This is a genomic window from Pseudoxanthomonas spadix, assembly GCF_003703395.1.
GTDB lineage: Bacteria > Pseudomonadota > Gammaproteobacteria > Xanthomonadales > Xanthomonadaceae > Pseudoxanthomonas_A > Pseudoxanthomonas_A spadix.
Genome location: NZ_RDQN01000008.1, coordinates 1 through 16,902, shown reverse-complemented (window position 1 = coordinate 16,902; position 16,902 = coordinate 1). Strand labels below are relative to the sequence as shown.

Here is a 16,902-nt window from a genome sequence, read left to right as displayed (position 1 = left end):
AACAGCATCGGCCCGCGCCAGTGGCGGCGGGCTGAACGTTGTCGCCTGCAACCATCTGCCGAGCGCCGAAGGCCCCGCCAACGCCGGGTCTCCAGCGCCTGCGCCTGTTAAGATTGCGGCCCATTTTTCCCGGCCGCCTTTCGCCGCGCGCCAGCGGCCCGGGGCGCGCCCTTCCTTATCTCCCTCATCGAGTCACGCCGTGTCTTCCTTTGCATCCGTTGAACAGGTTCCGGGCGATCCCATCCTGGGCCTGACCGAGGCTTACAACCACGACACCCGCCCGGGCAAGGTCAACCTGGGCGTGGGCATCTATTACGACGAGTCCGGCCGCATCCCGCTGCTCAGGGCGGTGGCCAAGGTCGAACAAGCGCTGGCCCTGGAAGCCAGGCCGCGCGGCTACCTGCCGATCGACGGGCTGCCCGCCTACACCCAGGCCACCGGCGAACTGCTGTTCGGCAAGGATTCGGCCCTGCTGGCCGCCGGCCGCGTGGCCACCACCCAGACCGTGGGCGGCAGCGGTGCGCTGCGGGTGGGCGCCGAGCTGCTGCGCAAGCTGCTGCCGCACGCCACCCTGGCCCTGAGCAAGCCTTCGTGGGAAAACCACCGCGCCGTGTTCGAGGCCGCCGGTTTCGAGGTCGGCGAGTACAGCTACTTCGATGCCGGCACCCACGGCGTGGATTTTGCCGGCATGCTGGCCGACCTGAAGGCGCTCAAGCCCAGGACCACCGTGCTGCTGCACGCGTGCTGCCACAACCCGACCGGGGCCGACCTGACCGTGGCCCAGTGGAAGCAGGTGGCGCAGGTGTTGAAGGACGGCGAGCTGTTCCCGTTCATCGACATGGCCTACCAGGGGTTCGACAGGGGCATCCGTGAAGACGCGGCCGCAATCCAGGTCATGGTCGATGCCGGCATCAGCGACTTCATCGTCGCCAGCTCCTACTCCAAGTCGTTCTCGCTGTATGGCGAGCGGGTGGGCGCGCTGTCGATCGTGGCCGCCACCGCCGCGCAGGCCAAGGCCGTGCAGTCGCACGTCAAGCGCATCATCCGCACCATCTACTCCAGCCCGTCCAGCCACGGTGCGGCGCTGGTGGCCGGCGTGCTCAACAACGCCGAGCTGCGCGCCGACTGGGAAACCGAACTGACCGCCATGCGCGAGCGCATCCATGCGCTGCGCGCCGGCCTGGTGCAGAAATTGGCCGACGCCGGCGCCGGCGATTTCAGCTTCATCGCCCGGCAGGCGGGCATGTTCAGCTACTCGGGCCTGACCAAGCCGCAGGTGGAGCGCCTGCGCGAAGAGCACGCCATCTACGCCATCACCTCCGGCCGCATCTGCGTGGCCGCGCTCAACGCGGGCAACCTGGAGCGGGTGGCCAAGGCGATCGCCGCGGTGGTCAAGGGCTGAGAGGCTGCCGCCCGCCGCTGCGTGGGAGCCGCCACGGCGGCGATGGGGGCCTGGGAAGGCTTGATCGCCGCCGTGGCGGCTCCCACGCCCGGGCTCAGACTGCGCCGCGCGGCACCAGCGTGTGCGGGCCGATATCGGCGATGGTCCGCGAGCCGGTCAGGACCATCGCCACCCGCATTTCCTTTTCGATCAGGTCCAGCAGATGGGCCACGCCGGCCTGGCCGGCGATGGCCAGCGCATAGACCCAGGCCCGGCCCAGCAGCACCGCATCGGCGCCCAGGGCGAGCATGCGCACCACGTCCAGGCCGCTGCGGATGCCCGAGTCGGCCAGAATCCTGATCTGGCCCTTGACCGCATCGACGATGGCCGGCAGCGCGCGTGCGGTGGACAGCACGCCGTCCAGCTGGCGGCCGCCGTGGTTGGAGACCACGATCCCGTCGGCGCCCAGGCGCACCGCATCGCGCGCATCGTCCGGGTCCAGGATGCCCTTGATGAGCATCGGACCCTTCCAGAACGCGCGGATCCACTCCAGGTCCTTCCACGAAATGGACGGGTCGAAGTTCGCCCCCAGCCAGCCGATGTAGTCGGCCAGCCCGGTCGGTTTGCCCAGGTAGGCCGAGACGTTGCCCAGGTCGTGCGGGCGGCCGTGCAGGCCCACCTCCCAGGCCCAGCGCGGATGGGTCGCGGTCTGCCACAGCCGGCGCAGCGCCGCGTTGGGCCCACTCATGCCCGAGTGCGCGTCGCGATAGCGCGCCCCCGGCGTGGGCATGTCCACGGTGAACACCAGGGTGGTCACGCCGGCGGCCTGTGCGCGCTCCAGCGCATGGCGCATGAAGCCGCGATCCTTGAGCACGTACAGCTGGAACCACATCGGCCTCTCGATGGCCGGAGCCACTTCCTCGATCGGGCACACCGACACGGTCGACAGGGTGAAGGGGATCCCGCGCGAGGCCGCCGCGCGCGCGGCCTGCACCTCGCCGCGCCGGGCGTACATCCCGGTCAGGCCCACCGGCGCCAGCACCACCGGCATCGACAGCGTTTCACCGAACAGCTGCGTGCGCAGGTCCAGCGCCGACATGTCGGTGAGCACGCGCTGGCGCAGGGCGATGTCCGCCAGGTCCGAGACGTTGTGGCGCAGGGTGTGCTCGGCGTAGGCGCCGCCATCGATGTAGTGGAACAGGAACGGCGGCAGCCGGCGTTGCGCGGCGGCGCGGTAATCGGTGGAGGCGGAAATGATCATGGCGTCTCAACGGCGGTGGGAAGGCACCGAGCAGCCAGGTGCCAGGCCTGGTCTTCATCCGGCGCGCGCAGGCGGCAGGGGCAACGCGCCGATGCGCTACGCGGCCAGCGCCAGGGCGTGCAGGCGCCCATTGCACGCCCGGTGCGCCGGTTTTGGCAAAGCAACTTTGGTCCATGGCCGTGCGTGCCGACCTTGCCGGCATGGCCCGGCACACGCCCTGGTTGGCGCGATGGCAAAGCCAGCAGCGGTGCCTGGCCCCCTTCATGGGCCGCACATCGCCTGGTCATGCGATTGCGGCGACAATGCGGGCCTCCCCCCGTCACGAGGCACCGTCGCCGATGCAGCCTGTCACCCTGACCCGTTACCTGGTTGAAGAACAGCGCCACGGGCGCATCAGCGCCGAGCTGCGCCAGCTCATCTCGGTGGTCGTGCGCGCCTGCACCACCATCTCCATTGCCGTGGGCAAGGGTGCACTGGGCGGGGTCCTGGGCGAGGCCGGCACCGGCAACATCCAGGGCGAGGTGCAGAAGAAGCTGGACGTGATCAGCAACGACATCCTGCTGGAAGCCAATGCCTGGGGCGGCCACCTGGCCGCGTGCGCCTCGGAGGAAATGGACCACTGCCAGCCGGTTCCGGCCGAATACCCCAAGGGCGATTTCCTGCTGCTGTTCGATCCGCTCGATGGCAGCTCCAACATCGACGTCAACGTCTCGGTCGGCACCATCTTCTCGGTGCTGCGCTGCCCGCCGCAGGGCGTGCAGGACCCGCGCGACGAACACTTCCTGCAGCCGGGCCATGCCCAGGTGGCGGCCGGCTACTGCATCTACGGGCCGCAGACCATGCTGGTGCTGACCACCGGCCATGGCACCCACGCCTTCACCCTGGACCGCGAGCAGGGCCTGTTCGTGCTGACCCAGGCCAACATGCAGATCCCGGCGGAAACCGCCGAATTTGCGGTCAACATGTCCAACCAGCGCCACTGGGAACCGCAGATGCAGACCTACGTGGCCGACCTGCTGGCCGGCCGGGACGGCCCGCGCGGCAAGGACTTCAACATGCGCTGGATCGCCTCGATGGTGGCCGACGTGCACCGCATCCTGACCCGCGGCGGCATCTTCATGTATCCGTGGGACAACAAGGACCCGGCCAAGGCCGGCAAGCTGCGCCTGATGTACGAGGCCAACCCGATGGGGCTGCTGGTCGAACAGGCCGGCGGCCTGGCCAGCACCGGCCGCGCGCGCATCCTGGACATCGCGCCGCAGGGGCTGCACCAGCGCGTGCCGGTGTTCCTGGGCTCGCGCGGCGAGGTCCAGGCGGCCGAGCGCTACTTCCAGCCCGCCGACGCGTCCCTATTGGCGTCGCCCGGGGTGCCAAGCTGACGCTTCCGGGCCAGGCCAGGCCGGTCTGACGCCGATGGTGCGGGGCCACTGGTATCGTGGCGGCCATGCATGCGCACCAGCAGGACTTCATCGCCGTGATCCCCGAGGCGCTCGACCCGGCGGCCTGCGCGGCGATCATCAAGCGCTTCGAAGCCAGCGGCCAGGAGGCCCCGGGCCGGGTCGGCGGCGGCCACTTTCCCGACCTCAAGCGCTCCAGCGACATCGCCATCAGCGGCCGCGCAGGCTGGTCCGACGTCGAGCAGATGCTCAACCAGGCGGTCTTCCACGGTCTCAAGCAGTACCTGCGGACCTATCCGTTCGCGCTGATCGCGCCGGTCATGCTGCAGTACACGCCCGCCGGCGGCAGCGCGCGACGCATCGTCTACGAAGACCTCGAATCGATGGACGATGCGACCCTCTCGCACCTGCTGATGACCGTGTTCCGGCCCGGACGCATCAACCTGCAGCGCTACCGCGCCGGCGAAGGCGGTTATCCGTACTGGCACTGCGAGTTGTACCCGAAGGACGGCCAGGCCGAGACCCTGCACCGCCACCTGCTGTGGACGCTGTACCTCAACGACGACTTTCAGGCCGGCCAGACCGAGTTCTTCCACCAGCGGCGCAGCATCGCCCCGCGCACCGGCAGCCTGCTGATCGCCCCGGCCGCCTTCACCCACACCCACCGCGGCAACCGTCCGCAGGGCGGCGACAAGTACATCGCCACCAGCTGGGTGCTGTTCCAGCCGGCGGCGAAGTTGTACGGCAGCTGAGTGATCCCTCTTGGCCTGAAGGCTCAGCCCTGCTCGGCCAGCAGCAGGCTGGTTTCCGATGAGGCGATGCCTTCGATGTCGCGCAGCCGGCGCAGGGCCTGGTCGAAGCCGGCCAGATCCTCGGTGCGGACCTCGGCCACCAGGTCCCAGCGGCCATTGGTGGAATAGACGCTCACCACTTCGGGCAGGCGGCGCAGCGCGGCGATGACCTTGTCGCTGGACCCGCCGCGCACTTCGATCTGGGTGATGGCGCGCACCCCGTGCAGGCCGGTCTCGCTGGCCAGCCTGATGGTGAAGCCCAGCAGCAGGCCGCTGCGCTGCAGCCGCGCGATGCGGTTCTGCACGGTGCTGCGCGAGACCTTGAGCTGCTTGGCCAGCAGCGCCGCCGGGGTGCGACTGTCAGCCCGTAACAGGGCGATGAGATCCTGATCCAGCGCGTCGAGTGCATCGGCCATGGGCAGTCCGGGCGTTGCTGTGGGGTACCTGGCGATCTGCCAGCAGTTGTCATCGAACTGACAGCTTTGCGCAAAACAATGGCGATCTGCCTGCTGTCGCCTCTCTGGCGCGCGGCCTAGCATGCCATATCGCCATTCCCCGGAGCTGCCGCCATGTCCACTTCGCCCCGTCCGCGCGTGCTGATGTGCCCGCCCGCCCACTTTTCGGTGGACTACGACATCAACCCCTGGATGACCGGCAACCGCGACCTGGCCGACCGCGATCGCGCCGCGCGCCAGTGGGACGCCCTGCGCGAGCTGGTGGCCGATGCGGCCGAGGTGGCACTGATCGAACAGGTGCCCGGGCTGCCGGACATGGTGTTCACCGCCAACGCCGGCCTGGTCTACCGCGACCTGGCCGTGCCCAGCCGCTTCCGTCATGCCGAGCGCGCCGGCGAGCAATCGCACTTCACCCGGTGGTTCTCGGCCCAGCGTTTCGAGCTGGGCCCACTGGAGGGAATCGAGTTCGAAGGCGCCGGCGACGCGCTGCTGGACCGCGCCGCGCCGCGGCTGTGGTTCGGCCATGGCCATCGCAGCGATGCGCGCGCCGGCGATGCGCTGGGCGCGTTGCTGGGCATCGAGGTGGTGCCGCTGCGGCTGGTCGATCCGCGCTTCTATCACCTGGACACCTGCCTGTGCCCGCTCTCCGGCGGCCGCCTGCTGTACTTCCCGGCCGCATTCGACCCGGCCGCGCAGGCCGCCATCGCCGCGCGCGTGCCGCAGGACAAGCGCATCGCCGTCTCCGAGCGCGACGCCCTGGCCTTCGCCTGCAACGCGGTGAACCTGGACGAGGTGGTGATCCTCAACCGCGCCACCCCGGCCCTGCGCGCGCAGCTTGAAGCGGCCGGATACCGGGTGCGCGAAACGCCGCTGGACGAGTTCCTCAAGGCCGGCGGTTCGGCCAAGTGCCTGACCCTGCGCCTGGACGAACCGGGGCTTGCCTGAAACGCCCCCGCTTGCGGGGCAGAGAGGGCAAAAACAACAACAGGCGGCGCCATGCGTGAGCGACGCGTGTTCGCCTTGTTCAGCTTCCGCGATGAGGCCTGGTCCGCTGAGTCACGGTCGTTGAACGGCCCCCCGGGGATGATGACTCCATCCCAAAAACGGGAGCTACAGGGAGCCAACGATGAACCACACACGCACTTCACTCACACTCGCCATCCTGGTCACGCTGGGCCTGTCCGCGCCGGCCATGGCCCAGTCCGCGGACCGCTCGACCTCGCAGAACGCCACTGCCGACAGCGATCAGCCCGGCACCGACACCTGGATCACCACCAAGGTCAAGGCCGACCTGCTGGCCAGCGGCAAGACCCCGGGCACCGACATCAGCGTCGAGACCAAGAACGGCGTGGTCTGGTTGAGCGGCACGGTCGCCACCCAGGCCCAGAAGGAGCGCGCCGTGACCGAGGCCAAGGGCATCGAAGGCGTCAAGAAGGTCGATGCCAGCAAGCTCAAGGTCAGCAGCGCGATGGCGGCCGAGGGCATGAAGCACGATGACACCATGGAGCATGGCAGCATGGACCGTGATGCCGAGTCCGATCAGCCCGGTACCGACACCTGGATCACCACCAAGGTCAAGGCCGACCTGCTGGCCAGCGGCAAGACCTCGGGCACCGACATCAGCGTGGAGACCACCAACGGCGTGGTCTGGTTGAGCGGCACGGTCGCCACCCAGGCCGAGAAGGATCAGGCCGTGACCGAGGCCAAGGGCATCGAGGGCGTCAAGAAGGTCGACGCCAGCAAGCTGAAGGTCGCCAACAAGATGTAACGCGCAAGCGCGAAGGCGTTACGCACGCGAACGGCGCCTTGCGGCGCCGTTCGCTTTTTCGACGCCGGCAATCAGGACAGGCGCGACTGAAACCCGTGACCCGTGGCACGGGCTCAGACGCGCAGGAAATCCCCCAGCACAGCGGTGAACGCGGCGGCCGACTCGACATTGCACAGGTGGCGTCCGGGGACCTGCGCACAGCGGCCGTCGGCAACGGTTTGGGCAATGTGCTGCAGGTCGGCTGGCGGGCAGGTCGGGTCATCGTCGCCGGCAATGGCCAGCAGCGGCACGCCGAGCCCGGGCAATGCATCGCGGAAATCGGCCTGGGCCACCGCATTGCAGCAGCCGATGTAGGCTTCCGGCGCGGTTGCCAGGAACACGTCCATGATGGCCTTGACCTGTGCTTGGTGGCGGTCGCTGAAACCTTTAGTGAACCAGCGCGCCACCGTGCCTTCGACCAGCGGCTCCAGGCCCTTTTCGCGCACCGTGGCGATGCGCTCGGCCCAGCTTTCGGCAGTGCCGATCCTGGCCGCGGTGGCGCAGACCACCAGCCTGTCCAGGCGATCTGCGGCATTGAGCCCGAGCCACTGGCCGGTGAGGCCGCCCAGCGACAGCCCGCAGAAATGGCTGCGCTCGATCTGCAGCGCCTGCCACAACGCGAGCACGTCGCCGCCGAGCTGGTCGATCGTGTACGGGCCTTGCGCAGCGCTGGACCGGCCATGACCGCGGCGGTCGTAGCGCAGGATGCGCAGGTCACCGGCCAGTTCGGCCACCTGGCCGTCCCACATCGACAGGTCCGCGCCCAGCGAATTGCAGAAGGTCAGCCAGGGCGCACCTTCGGCGCCGTCGATGCGGTAGTGCAGGCGATGGGTGGGCAGGTCGAGGAAAGCCATGCTGGGTTGCTCCTGACAGAATGAAGGGTCACCTGGGCGCGGGCGCAAAGCGCTGGGGGATGCTGCGCCGGAAACGAGAAGCACGGCGTCAAAACTTGCGGTTGCGGTCGCGAGGGCGCGCGCGCCGCTGCAACGACCGCCTCGCCTACGGCGTCGCGCTGCCGCCATGGCCCAGCGCGGTGAGGATCGCGCGCAGCGTGCCGACTTCGATCTGGCCCGGCGCCGAGCCGGCACCAAGCATGCCGAAGGTCAGGGCCTGGCCGAAAGTGGCCCCGGCCAGGCGCGAGACCGCCCCGAGCGGACCCATCGACATGGTCAGCAGCGGCCGGTCGCTGGACTGGCGCAGCTGCCAGGTGGCGGCGAGCAGCTTGAGCACATCGCCCGGGTCGTGCGGCATGACCGCGATCTTCAGCACGTCCGCGCCCAGGGCCTGCTGCCTGCGCAGGCGCGAGACGATCTCGGCGGTGTCGGGGGTGGCCTGGAAGTCATGATTGGACATCACGATCCAGGCACCGGCGGCGTGCGCGGCGGCCACGATCTGCCTGACCACCGCTTGATCGCGACACATCTCCACGTCGTACAGGTCGGCGGCGCCGGCCTGGATCAGCGCCGCGTAGAGCCTGCCGTAGCCGGCATCGTCGATCGCGGCCGCGCCGCCTTCGCTGCGGGTGCGCAAGGTCAGCAGCACCGGCTTTCCGTTGACCGCCGCCGCAACCTGCGGAGCCAGTTCGATCAGTGCCTGGGCATCGCCGGCGATGTCCAGGTAATCGATCCGCCACTCGACCAGGTCGGTGTCGGCATTGGCCCCGATGCGCCCGGCCTGGGCCAGCGCCCCGGCCGCGGTCGCCGCGGTGATCGGCACGATGATCCTGGGCATGCCTTCGCCGATCACCACGCCCTTGACGGCGATGGTGCGCACGGCGGGAGCGGTGATGGCGTCGGTCATGTCATGGCAGCGGCGTTGGCAGCGGCCATCATCGCAGGCCAGCGGGGGTTGGGCGAGCGGAGGACTGCAGCGTTGCAGCAAAAGGGACGGAGGTAATTACAGCAAAAGGGACGGAGGTAATTACAGTAAGCCGCAAATCCTACGGGCTGTTGCGGCAATGTCTGATCGCATGCGCGGTCTGCGACGAGCAGGCTTGGATCTTTCTCATCGTGGGGGTAAGCCCGTGCCGCGTCAGCCGCGCCTGGAGCTTCCAGGCATCCCGATGCACGTCGTCCAGCGCGGCGTGAACCGCTGCGCGATCTTCCTGGACGACGAAGATCGGCATCACTATCACCATCTGCTGCGCCAGGCATGTGAGCGCTTTGGTATGCGGGTCCATGCCTTCGTGATGATGGACAATCACGTGCATCTGTTTGTCTCGGCCGACCGTAGCGGTGCGGTCTCGGCGGCCATGCGGTTGAGCGGGCAGTCCTACGTGCAGGCCTTCAACACCCGACACCGCCGCAGTGGGACGTTGTGGCAGGGGCGCTTCAAGTCCTGTCTTGTCCAGACCGACCACTACGCGCTGACCGTGCTGCGCTACATCGAGCGCAACCCGACGCGCGCCCGCATGGTGGCGCTTCCAGAGGAGTATCGATGGTCAAGTGTCCTCACCCACTTGGGTCGCGCGGCGGATCCGCTGATCACGCAGCACGAGGTCTACCTGCGCCTGGGCGCGGATGCTGCCGCACGTGCTCAGGCTTACGGCGCCTGGCTACGCCGGGGCCAGACCCAGGAAGACGAAGACGCGGTGCGGCAACACCTCATGCAGGAGCGTGCCCTGGGAGATCCGCGCTTCCAGGCGATGGTGGAACGTGCGCTGGGACGTCCGGCCGCTTGCCGTGCACGTGGCCGGCCAAGGGCGGGGCCATAGGCGGTTTAATTGCCTCCGTCCCCTTTTGCCTGCGTCCCCTTTTGCCTGGACACCCGCACTTTTCGTTACTACAATTTGCATATGGAAATTGAATTCGACCCAGCAAAGAACGAACGGAACATCGCCGAACGCGGCATCTCGTTCGATCAGGCTTCGCAGTTCGATTTCAGCACGGCGCGCATCGTGGAAGACACGCGCCAGAACTACCCGGAGCGCCGCTTCCAGGCGCTGGGCCTGCTGGCCGACCGCCTGTACATGCTGGTGTTCGCCCCCATCGCCGGCGGCATCCGGGTCATCAGCCTACGCAAGGCCAACAAACGAGAGGTTCGCCGCTATGAGCAAACGCCCTGATCCCGAGATGATCGACACCGACAACCCCGAATGGACGAACGAGACCTTCGCTAGGGCGCGGCCCGCCGCAGAAGTGCTGCGGGAAGTTTTCCCGACTGAACTCGCTGCAGAGATGCTCAAACCAAAGCGCACACGCGGCCCAGGGAAGCGGCCATCGAAGGCGTTGACCACCCTGCGGCTGCCGCCCGAGACACTGGAACGCTGGAAGGCAAGCGGCCCAGGCTGGCAAACCCGGATGGCGGATTTGCTGAGCAAGCGCGCACCGTAACCACCTGAAACGGCGAAGCCCCGGCTTTGGCCAGGGCTTCTTTCACAACTCCCCGAACCTCGAACCTCGAACCTCAGGGACGGAGGTAATTAAGCGCCAAGGCCAGCTCCCGAAAGACGAAGACGAGGTGCGGAAGCACCTCATACAGGAGCGTTCCATGGGAAACCCGCGCTTCCAGGCGATGGTGGAACGTGCGCTGGGCAAGGGCGGGAGCCGCAGGCGGCTTAATTGCCTCCGTCCCTGAGGTTTTGGCACCACGCACAACCCGGCCAAGTTCAATGGCCGTGCTGGTCGCGGTAGATCACGATGTTCTCGGCCACGGTCAAAGACAACCCCGACACGCGCGTGACCAGCGCGGCCGAGACGGTGTTGACGTCCACGCCGACCGCGTTGACGCAGTCCTCGGCCCTGGCGTCCTGCCCCCTGCTGCTCATGGCGGGGGGCGTCGTTCTTAACTCTTCCAGTTAGTATTCTTGGATAATATAGAAAATAAAAACCAAACTGTCATTAGTATTGCCAGTGCTGCATATACTTTCCACCAACCACTTGGTCTTGCTGTAGCTATTAAAATAGATAATGTTGTCAAAGACAATCCGTACTGAAGCCTTCCTAATTTGTACATATAAACCTCAGATTTATTAAGAAATCCCAAGCGATAAGTTTCTTGGGATTTCCGGTAGCTAATGGATTTTACCAGGCCTGCCCGAGGATCGCGCCGTGCAAGCCTCCGCTGATTGCGCCCGCCAGAGCCCCAACAGGACCTCCTACAAGAAAGCCAATTGCGGCGCCAGCTGTTACTCCGGCGGCAAAGCCATTAACAGCATTTGCATTAGCACCATCAACCATATCTATTTCATTATTTTCAAGCTCGTACATAAAAAATTCCTTTTTTGAATTAGAGATAGTAGAGACCAACACCAATTGCACCGCCAATTAGAGCTCCGGCAGCGGCACCAGGCAACGCGCCGACAAATCCACCAGCAAAACCGCCAGCGCCAGCGCCCAGCAAGAATGCGTCGACGGCATTCATGCCGCCATCAACCATTTCCACTTCGTTAAAGCACAGTTCCTGCATTTTCTAACTCCTTTTGCGCACGCCTTGCGCGAGGCTCCAGAATGGACTTCTGAAAGTTTAATTTATAGCTAAAATTATTTTTACCGAGTTAATTTTTCAAGCATCAAATGTTTGAATTTTTCATGGTCCTTAGTGTATTATACTTCCCTATATTCTTATCTAGAAAATCTCGGCTTAATCCGCCCATTCGAATTCATTTTCTGTCAAGCTGTTACGCTTTATTTCATGGATTATTCGACCTCGCTCCATAACCAACGTGCGATCCGCACTGACAATCGTCTCTGGCCGATGGGCGACAATGATCTTGGTCAGTTTCAACTGCTTGACGGCGTCATTGACCAAACGCTCCCGAACGACATCCAGATGGCTCGTAGCCTCATCCAGGAACAGTAGCTTGGGTTCGCGGTAGAGCGCCCGCGCCAAGATGATCCGCTGCTTCTGTCCCCCCGAGAGCGAGCTGCCCATATCGCCTATCAGGCTGTGATAGCCCATCGGCATGGCAGCAATCTCTTCATGGATGGCGGCCAGCCGCGCAGCGCCCTCAATACGAACCTGATCATGGGCTGTGTCGAAAAAGCTGATGTTGTCGGCGATGCTGCCAGCGAAGAGCTGATCGTCCTGCATCACTGCGCCGACGACTGATCGCACGTTGCGTGGTCCCACCTTCTGTAGATCTAGTCCGCCGACAGTTATGGTCCCTTCTGCAGGGAGCAGTAGCCCCAACATCAACTTGACAAGCGTGGTCTTGCCGCATCCAGAAGCACCGATGATGGCCACCGACTCACCTGGCTCCACCACGAAACTGCAATCCTTGACTATCCAGGGCTCGGCCTCTCCATACCGGAACGACAGCCCCTTTACTTCGATCCGAGGCTCCGCCGGGGGCAGCGCTTCGACCTTGTCAAAATGTGCTTCGGGTGGCGTCAGCGCGATATCAGCTAGGCGCTCCCCATGCAGCCTGAGCATCCGGAACTCGACCCATTTATCAATCAGACTTCCGATCCGCTGCGAGAACTGGTCGCGGTAAGCAAGGTAGGCGATCAGCATGCCGACAGAGAACACGTTGTCCAACGTCAACAGCGCACCGATCCAGACCACGGCGATCCGTTCGACTCCGAACACGGCCTGGCTTGTCACGCTGAATCCCAGCGTCATCCGCGCCAGACGCACCTCCTGATTGACCGTATCGACCATCAGGTTGTCGTAGGTACCGCGTCGTTTCGACTCTTCCCCTGCCACCTTGACGCTCTGCATCCCGCGCAGCGACTCAAGTAGGTGACTTTGCTGCTTGGCCGAGGCAATCAACTGCTGCTCGCTGCGTACCCGGACCGGGCGATATGCAATGGCACGAATCCCCAGGTAAATAGCCATGGCCAGGACCGACACCAACGCCAGCTTCCAGCTGTAATAGAACATCAGCCCAACCGTGACGATAGCCATCATTCCATCGATGATGGCCTCGACAAAACTGGTCGTCAGAGTCCTTTGGATCGTCTGGACTGAACCCAGCCGCGAGGTGATGTCGCCGAGGTGACGTTTCTCGAAGAAGTCCAGCGGAAGCTTGATCAGATGCGCAAACACGTTGCCCATCCACTGCACCCCCAACTGGGATGACAGATGCACGACCGACCATCCGCGCAACAGCCCGATGCTGACCTGCAGCAGGAGCGCCAAACCAAAGCCCAGCCCAAGGATAGTCAGCAGGTCCTTGTCGGCCGATACCAAGACTTCATCCACCGTCCACTGCAGGAAGAACGGTGCGAGCACCACAAAAACCTGCAACGCCACGGATAGCAAGAAGATCTGCGTGAGCACCCACCCTAGCCCCAATACTGTTCAGATAGAAAGAGATCATTGACAATCCATGTCCATCGAAGCTTCGGTGGACATGGACAATGGCGAGAACCCGCAAGACCCTCCCGGCGAGGGCGGACGTCGCGCATCTGATCAGCGCAGGCGTGCTGGCCAGCGTCTGCCCCAGGACGCTGATCGAGGAAGTGCTGGCCGATACCGGACGGGCGAGCCAGCGCGAGCGACTGCTGCCAGCGCCGGCGGTCGTGTACTACGTGATGGCGCTCGCCCTGTGGCGCGAAGCCCCGCTGGAGGAAGTGCTGCGGGTGGTGTGCGAAGGCCTGCAGTGGCTCGGCGGGAGCGAGGCTGGAGCGGTGCAGGCCAGCAAATCGGCGATCTCCCAGGCGCGCACCCGCCTGGGGCCCGAGGTCATGCGTCAACTGGCCGAGCGCGTGCTGCGCCCGCTGGCTGTGCCCGGGGCGCCGGGCGCGTGGTATCGGGGGCTGCGTGTCATGGCGCTGGACGGCAGTTGCATGGACGTGGCCGACGAGGCGGCCAACGCCCGGTACTTCGGCTACCCCGGTGCCTCACGCGGCCAGAGCGCCTTCCCGCAGGCGCGCCTGCTGGGTCTGGTGGAGTGCGGCACGCACGCCGTGGTGGCCGCCGAGGTGGCGCCCTACAACCACAGCGAGCAGGCCATGGCCGCCAAGCTGCTGCCGGCCAAGCTCACGGCGGACATGCTGGTGCTGGCCGACCGCAACTTCTACAGCTTCAAGCTCTGGCAGATCGCCTGCGCCAGTGGTGCCAGGCTGGCCTGGCGGGTCAAGTCCAACCTCAAGCTGCCGGTCGAGCAGTTGCTGGCCGACGGCTCGTACCTGAGCCGCGTCTTCGACAGCGCCGACAGGCATCGCAGTGCGGGCCAGATCGTGCGCGTCATCGACTACACCCTGCAGGACTCGGCCACGCCGCCCCAGGACAGCTACCGGCTGGTGACCAACATCCTCGCGCCCGATGCGGCGCCGGCGCTGGAGTTGGCCGCGCTGTACCACGAGCGCTGGGAGATCGAGGGGGTGTTCGATGAGTTCAAGACGCACCTGCGGGCCAACAGCACGGTGCTGCGCAGCAAGACCCCGGATCTGGTACTGCAGGAGCTGTGGGGGTTGCTGCTGGCGCACTTCGCGATCCGGCAATTGATGACCCAGGCCGCATGGCCGCGCGGACTCGACCCCGATCGCTTGAGCTTCATCCACGCGGTGCGCGTGATCAAGCGCAAGATGCCGCAAGCTGCGGCCGTTCCCCCCTGAGCGGTTGGCTGCGTGGCGTGACGCGCTGCTCAGCGAAATCGCGAGCGGGCGCTGTGTCAGCAGTCGCGGGCGCTTCAACCCGCGTGGCGTCAAACGCAAGATGAGCAACTTCCATGTGCGCCATCGCGGCGAACTGCTTCACCAGCGGCATCAGCCTACGCCGGTGTTGCGTATCTGAACAGTATTGACCCTAGCCCCCGCATCGGTCCAGTCAGTTGACGGACCGTAATGCGTGAAGGCGCTCGTTGCGGCTTGAACTCAGCCGTTGGCGTCAACTCCAGCGCAATGCCCGTGAAGTGCTCCGAGAACTCTGATGGCGAAAAGATCTTTTCGCCAAACGCAGGATCCAGCAGGGTGATCTTCGATCGGCCAACCTTGATCAGGACCACGAAGTGGTTCAAGTCCCAATGAACCACGCAAGGCAGCTTCAGTTGCCCCAGATGATCCATGTCCAGGCGCAGGGGGCGTGTCGCGAACCCCAGCTGTTGGGCGATATGGATCAGATGACTGAGCTTGGCGCCCTTGAGCGATAGAGGGAAGCGCCGACGCATCTCTGCCAAGCCAATCCGCATGCCGTGAGCATCAGCCACCATCGCCAACGACGCCAGGCCGCACTCGGATGCTTCGGATTGGACGATTGGTCGTGCCCTCATTTCTAGTTTCCTCAACCCTTGTACTTAAGCGCGTAAATCGGCTCGAAGATCCATTCGATCAGCCGCCTCTTTTCTCCCATGATGTCCGCGTCCAGCAGCATGCCCGGCTTGAGCTTTTCGCTCTTCCCATAAGCGATCACGTCTTGCTTGGCCAGTGTCACCGTCACGCGGTAGTAGGGCTCTCCCTGATCCGCTTTCCCAATCAGGGCGCCCAGCTCCCCTGAGCTCAGTGCGCTCCGGCTGATCTTGGAAACCCGGCCCTCTTGATGTCCGAATTTCTGGTAGGGATACGCCTGATACCGCAATTGCACCTTATCGCCTGGTTGGATGAACCCAATGGCGCGGCTCGGGACAAGCAGATCAGCTTCCAAGATGCCATTGCCTGGCAGGATGCTCATCAACGTATTGCCTGTCTGGACCGCCTGACCTGGCTTGATCATTTGAGTGGTGATGACACCTGATACAGGTGCGCTAACAGCCAAGGTGCCCTGGACCTCGGTCTCCACCCGTTCTTGAGATATCTGACCTAAATCGCGCTGAAGATTGGCTTCTGCGGCGATCCTTTGACTAGGAAGTTCAGCGAGGGATTGCTGCAATTGAGCGATGTTGCGGCGTGCCGCCGCAGCTTGTTGTTGGAGTGTTTGGACCTGGCTGGTGTATTCCAGCATGCTGGTTTTCTGCTGACTGATCTGCAGCAGGCTGACGTACTTATCATCTTGTAAAGAAGTGAGTCGGTCCAAGGTCTCATTGGCGATCTTGACCTGATTCTGACGGGTACTCACTTGGTGCTTGATCTGGGACAGTTCATTTTGGGCGGTGAGCAATTGGGCGCGTAACCCAGCCTCTTGCGCCAGAAGCTGCGCCTGCTGCGCCTTACCAGCTCCTTCGATCCCCGCCTGGCGTTGCTCCAGCCGTTTGCCAAGTTCTACTTGGGTATCGCCACCCAGAGGGGTAGCACGGGGCACCACTACGATAGCCAATCGCTCCCCAGCTTTGACCTGGTTCCCCTCGATCACCGGGACACTACTGACCACACCGCTCGCCGGCGCAGCAACTACTGCCAGCCCAGTGGTTGGCACCAATTGTCCAGCGACGGTGGAACGATGGGTGTAGGTCCCCAACACGAAGAACAGCACAACGACCGTCGCAGCAACCGCGGCAAACACGGTCAGCACCCAGAGCTTGAGAGGTTGGGCGAGTAACACCGCGCCCAGCCAACTTCCTCGCTGGGCTTCCAAAACCTCTTGCCTGAATAAAGGCTGCGACATCCTGTCATCCAATAGTTGTCCAGACATCTATGGCGTCGTCTGACTCTTTCTCAACGATAAATGACATAAATCATAAATTCAACTAACAACGAACTAACGGCGTCAGGTTGACTTGTAGCCGGCGGCGATGGTCTTTCGCGTCCGATGAGCGGTCTGACGCCGGTGAAGCGTTGGGTCTTGGCTTGAACCATGGCTTGAACCATGGCTTGGAAGGCGCCGGTGCTCAGGGCGTTGCTGTTGCAGGGTCGCGCGGACAGCCGCTAGTGTAGTGTTCCATTCTGTTTGGAACTTAAGCGCTGATTGGCGCGGATCACCTTCTGCAGGATGTCGCGGGCGCTTCTGGTCCAGATGAACGGCTTGGGTTTGGTGTTGTGATGCGCGAGGTAC

The 16,902-nt window shown here is 64.5% G+C and carries 17 protein-coding genes and 3 pseudogenes; 10 read left to right on the top strand and 10 right to left on the bottom strand.

The genetic code is table 11. The annotated features are described in order from the left end of the window. Positions 1-199: 199 nt before the first annotated feature. The gene (locus tag D9R12_RS12385) at positions 200-1,402 is read left to right on the top strand and encodes an amino acid aminotransferase (RefSeq protein ID WP_122230908.1); all 1,203 of its coding nucleotides are present in this window, start codon (positions 200-202) and stop codon (positions 1,400-1,402) included. 94 nt (positions 1,403-1,496) lie between these two features. On the opposite strand, the gene lldD is transcribed toward D9R12_RS12385, so the two are convergent. Next, positions 1,497-2,642, bottom strand: a complete 1,146-nt coding sequence (lldD, locus tag D9R12_RS12380) for an FMN-dependent L-lactate dehydrogenase LldD (protein WP_122230906.1) — start codon at positions 2,640-2,642, stop codon at positions 1,497-1,499. 338 nt (positions 2,643-2,980) lie between these two features. Here lldD and D9R12_RS12375 point away from each other — a divergent pair, with 338 nt between their 5' ends. Then, on the top strand, positions 2,981-4,021 hold the full coding sequence (locus D9R12_RS12375; protein WP_122230904.1) for a class 1 fructose-bisphosphatase: 1,041 nt from the start codon (positions 2,981-2,983) through the stop codon (positions 4,019-4,021). A gap of 65 nt (positions 4,022-4,086) precedes the next feature. Further along, positions 4,087-4,791, top strand: a complete 705-nt coding sequence (locus tag D9R12_RS12370) for a 2OG-Fe(II) oxygenase (RefSeq protein WP_122230902.1) — start codon at positions 4,087-4,089, stop codon at positions 4,789-4,791. A gap of 23 nt (positions 4,792-4,814) precedes the next feature. Here the strand turns inward: D9R12_RS12370 and D9R12_RS12365 are convergent, their stop codons facing one another. Then, entirely contained in the window at positions 4,815-5,246 is a 432-nt protein-coding gene (locus tag D9R12_RS12365; protein ID WP_014159148.1) for an Lrp/AsnC family transcriptional regulator, read from the bottom strand. A 153-nt stretch (positions 5,247-5,399) separates the two neighbouring features. Here D9R12_RS12365 and D9R12_RS12360 point away from each other — a divergent pair, with 153 nt between their 5' ends. From D9R12_RS12360 to D9R12_RS12350, 3 genes and pseudogenes are all read left to right on the top strand, one after another. Then, positions 5,400-6,230 carry a dimethylarginine dimethylaminohydrolase family protein gene (locus D9R12_RS12360; protein ID WP_122230900.1) on the top strand — a complete coding sequence of 277 codons (831 nt, stop codon included), beginning with the start codon at positions 5,400-5,402 and terminating at the stop codon, positions 6,228-6,230. Positions 6,231-6,411: 181 nt separating this feature from the next. Then, a pseudogene (locus D9R12_RS12355) lies at positions 6,412-6,753 on the top strand (BON domain-containing protein); the annotation flags it as partial. Continuing rightward, entirely contained in the window at positions 6,754-7,053 is a 300-nt protein-coding gene (locus D9R12_RS12350) for a BON domain-containing protein (RefSeq protein WP_122231072.1), read from the top strand. It begins immediately after the preceding pseudogene. 113 nt (positions 7,054-7,166) lie between these two features. Here D9R12_RS12350 and pcaD read toward each other — a convergent pair whose 3' ends face one another. Continuing rightward, positions 7,167-7,946, bottom strand: coding sequence for a 3-oxoadipate enol-lactonase (pcaD, locus tag D9R12_RS12345; protein WP_122230898.1), 780 nt, complete (start codon positions 7,944-7,946; stop codon positions 7,167-7,169). A 145-nt stretch (positions 7,947-8,091) separates the two neighbouring features. After that, the gene (gene aroD, locus D9R12_RS12340; protein ID WP_122230896.1) at positions 8,092-8,892 is read right to left on the bottom strand and encodes a type I 3-dehydroquinate dehydratase; all 801 of its coding nucleotides are present in this window, start codon (positions 8,890-8,892) and stop codon (positions 8,092-8,094) included. Positions 8,893-9,115: 223 nt separating this feature from the next. On the opposite strand from aroD, the gene D9R12_RS12335 reads away from it, so the two are divergent. From D9R12_RS12335 to D9R12_RS12325, 3 genes are all read left to right on the top strand, one after another. After that, the gene (locus tag D9R12_RS12335; protein WP_122230894.1) at positions 9,116-9,805 is read left to right on the top strand and encodes a transposase; all 690 of its coding nucleotides are present in this window, start codon (positions 9,116-9,118) and stop codon (positions 9,803-9,805) included. Positions 9,806-9,886: 81 nt separating this feature from the next. Continuing rightward, complete coding sequence (locus tag D9R12_RS12330; RefSeq protein WP_122230892.1) at positions 9,887-10,156, top strand: BrnT family toxin; 270 nt, start codon at positions 9,887-9,889, stop codon at positions 10,154-10,156. Continuing rightward, a complete protein-coding gene (locus D9R12_RS12325) occupies positions 10,140-10,424 on the top strand; it encodes a BrnA antitoxin family protein (RefSeq protein WP_014159140.1) in 285 nt (94 codons plus the stop codon). The genes D9R12_RS12330 and D9R12_RS12325 overlap by 17 nt, the downstream gene beginning before the upstream one ends. Before the next feature lie 281 nt (positions 10,425-10,705). Here the strand turns inward: D9R12_RS12325 and D9R12_RS12320 are convergent. From D9R12_RS12320 to D9R12_RS12305, 4 genes and pseudogenes are all read right to left on the bottom strand, one after another. Then, positions 10,706-10,852, bottom strand: a pseudogene (locus D9R12_RS12320) (helix-hairpin-helix domain-containing protein); the annotation flags it as partial. A 262-nt stretch (positions 10,853-11,114) separates the two neighbouring features. Continuing rightward, the gene (locus tag D9R12_RS12315) at positions 11,115-11,300 is read right to left on the bottom strand and encodes a Blp family class II bacteriocin (protein ID WP_122230890.1); all 186 of its coding nucleotides are present in this window, start codon (positions 11,298-11,300) and stop codon (positions 11,115-11,117) included. 19 nt (positions 11,301-11,319) lie between these two features. Continuing rightward, positions 11,320-11,499, bottom strand: coding sequence for a hypothetical protein (locus tag D9R12_RS12310; protein ID WP_122230888.1), 180 nt, complete (start codon positions 11,497-11,499; stop codon positions 11,320-11,322). A 174-nt stretch (positions 11,500-11,673) separates the two neighbouring features. Next, positions 11,674-13,314 (bottom strand): peptidase domain-containing ABC transporter, encoded by a 1,641-nt coding sequence (locus tag D9R12_RS12305; RefSeq protein ID WP_425479104.1) that lies wholly within the window; start codon positions 13,312-13,314, stop codon positions 11,674-11,676. Positions 13,315-13,394: 80 nt separating this feature from the next. Here D9R12_RS12305 and D9R12_RS12300 point away from each other — a divergent pair, with 80 nt between their 5' ends. After that, a complete protein-coding gene (locus D9R12_RS12300; RefSeq protein ID WP_122230884.1) occupies positions 13,395-14,594 on the top strand; it encodes an IS4 family transposase in 1,200 nt (399 codons plus the stop codon). Between the two features lie 167 nt (positions 14,595-14,761). Here D9R12_RS12300 and D9R12_RS12295 read toward each other — a convergent pair. Further along, positions 14,762-15,247, bottom strand: a pseudogene (locus D9R12_RS12295) (cysteine peptidase family C39 domain-containing protein); the annotation flags it as partial. Between the two features lie 11 nt (positions 15,248-15,258). Next, positions 15,259-16,515: an HlyD family secretion protein gene (locus D9R12_RS12290; protein ID WP_122231070.1), complete on the bottom strand. Its 1,257-nt coding sequence runs from the start codon at positions 16,513-16,515 to the stop codon at positions 15,259-15,261. Positions 16,516-16,902 lie beyond the last annotated feature (387 nt).